General features: G+C 68.2%; 3 protein-coding genes and 1 pseudogene. 3 read left to right on the forward strand and 1 reads right to left on the reverse strand.

The window, feature by feature from the left end; translation table 11 throughout:
• The 3 genes and pseudogenes from C1I98_RS38750 to C1I98_RS38760 form a co-directional block, all read left to right on the forward strand.
• Positions 1–289 (forward strand): annotated as a pseudogene (locus C1I98_RS38750) (MFS transporter); the annotation flags it as partial.
• Between the two features lie 4 nt (positions 290–293).
• Positions 294–500, forward strand: a complete 207-nt coding sequence (locus tag C1I98_RS38755) for a class I SAM-dependent methyltransferase (protein WP_233508567.1) — start codon at positions 294–296, stop codon at positions 498–500.
• A complete protein-coding gene (locus C1I98_RS38760) occupies positions 497–658 on the forward strand; it encodes a Rossmann-fold NAD(P)-binding domain-containing protein (protein ID WP_233508568.1) in 162 nt (53 codons plus the stop codon). Before C1I98_RS38755 ends, C1I98_RS38760 begins: the two co-directional genes overlap by 4 nt.
• A gap of 27 nt (positions 659–685) precedes the next feature.
• On the opposite strand, the gene C1I98_RS38765 is transcribed toward C1I98_RS38760, so the two are convergent.
• Positions 686–1,288, reverse strand: a complete 603-nt coding sequence (locus C1I98_RS38765; protein ID WP_111172169.1) for a TetR/AcrR family transcriptional regulator — start codon at positions 1,286–1,288, stop codon at positions 686–688.
• Positions 1,289–1,532 lie beyond the last annotated feature (244 nt).

Here is a 1,532-nt window from a genome sequence, read left to right on the forward strand (position 1 = left end):
GGGGGCGGGGCTGGGTATCGCGATCTTGGGTACGGTGTTGTCCGTCGGGTACCGGGTCGCGCTGCCGGGCGTACCTCCTGGCGCGGACCGGTCGCTGTCGGCGGCGGTTGAGATCGCGCGGATGCTCGCCCCGGCGCAGGCCGGTGATCTGCTGCGGGCGGCGCACGGCGCCTTCCAGTCCGGGTTGAGCGCGGCGCTGGCCGGTGCGGCGGGACTGCTCTGGCTGACCGCCGCCGCGGCGGCGGTGATGCTGCGCGACCGTCCGGAGGGCGCGGGTCCGGCAGGATGATCGCATGGCAGTCGAGAACGGCAAGCGGTGGAACCACAACATCCACTATCACCCGCGGATCCTGCGCGCCGTCCCCGCCGGGGCGCGGCGGGCTCTTGACATCGGGTGCGGTGAGGGCATGCTCGCCCGGGGGCTGCGGCGGGCCGTACCGCATGTCACCGGCATCGACCTGCACGCGCCCAGCGTCGATCAGGCCCGGGAGCAATCGTGAACGCCTGCTGCCCGGGCTATGTGGCGACCGACTTCACCGGTTTCAACGGGTCGCGTACACCACAGCAGGGCGCCGCGATCGCGATCCGGCTGGCCACCCTCCCGGACGACGGCCCGCGCGGCGGTTTCTACGACGACGAGGGCATCGTCCCCTGGTGATCCCCCGGCCCACTGCCGTGGCGCTCATCAGGGGGTAACGCCGCCGTCGGCCGTGGTGGCCCTTCGGACGCAGTCGCGGAGCAGGGCGCGGCGCCGGTCGTGTACGTCCTGGGGTTCTTGGTCACTGGCCGCATAGACGTTGCTGACCGGTGACCAGGCCATGGACATGGCGATGACCATGGCCATGATGTCGAACGGGTCACCTGCGCGAACCCGCCCCGCGTCCTGGGCCTCGGTGATGGCGGTGAGCTTGTGATCGTCGTAGTGCTGGTGGGTCTCGACGAGGTGTCCGGCAGGTCGGCGTTCCAGCCGTGTCCAGGTCGCCAGTCGGATGAGGTCGGGGCGGCGCAGGTATTCGTCGTAGAGGCGTACGGCCCAGTCCGCGAGGTCGTCGGCGTCGATGGGGACGACGTTGGTGATGCGTTCCAGCGAGCTGAGGAAGATCGCGTCGAAGAGTCGTTCCTTGTCGCCGAAGTAGGCGTAGAGCTGCGCCTTGTTGGTGTGCGCTGCCGTCACGATGCGTTCGATGCGCGCCCCGGCGATGCCATGCTGGGCGAACTCCTTGGTGGCGGCCTCCAGGATGCGCTGGTAGGTCTCGGCACCGCGCGAGGTCTGGGGCTGGTCCGGCATGCCCCGACCCTACCACCACGCAAACAGAACAGTCGGTTTTTTTCCTGCGCAGCCGCATCTAAGCTGCGACAGACTGAACGGTCTATTCAAGGATTCAACTATGCGAACGGGGGTCCCAGTAGTCCCGTCGAAGAATCCAACACATATAGCTCTGAGCTGCGGTGATGCGACGGGTCTGTGATCGGGGTGTGAGGTCGCTTACGGCGTGGGCTATGGGCGATGACAAGCCGGAGTTCGGGTATGG

Source organism: Spongiactinospora gelatinilytica (genome assembly GCF_003236385.1).
Taxonomy (GTDB): domain Bacteria; phylum Actinomycetota; class Actinomycetes; order Streptosporangiales; family Streptosporangiaceae; genus Spongiactinospora; species Spongiactinospora gelatinilytica.

What these genes read in the sequence shown, in the direction of transcription:
- C1I98_RS38755 (WP_233508567.1), top strand. Translation starts at nt 294, where the DNA reads ATGGCAGTCGAGAACGGCAAGCGGTGGAACCACAACATCCACTATCAC.
- C1I98_RS38765 (WP_111172169.1), bottom strand. Translation starts at nt 1,288, where the DNA reads ATGCCGGACCAGCCCCAGACCTCGCGCGGTGCCGAGACCTACCAGCGC.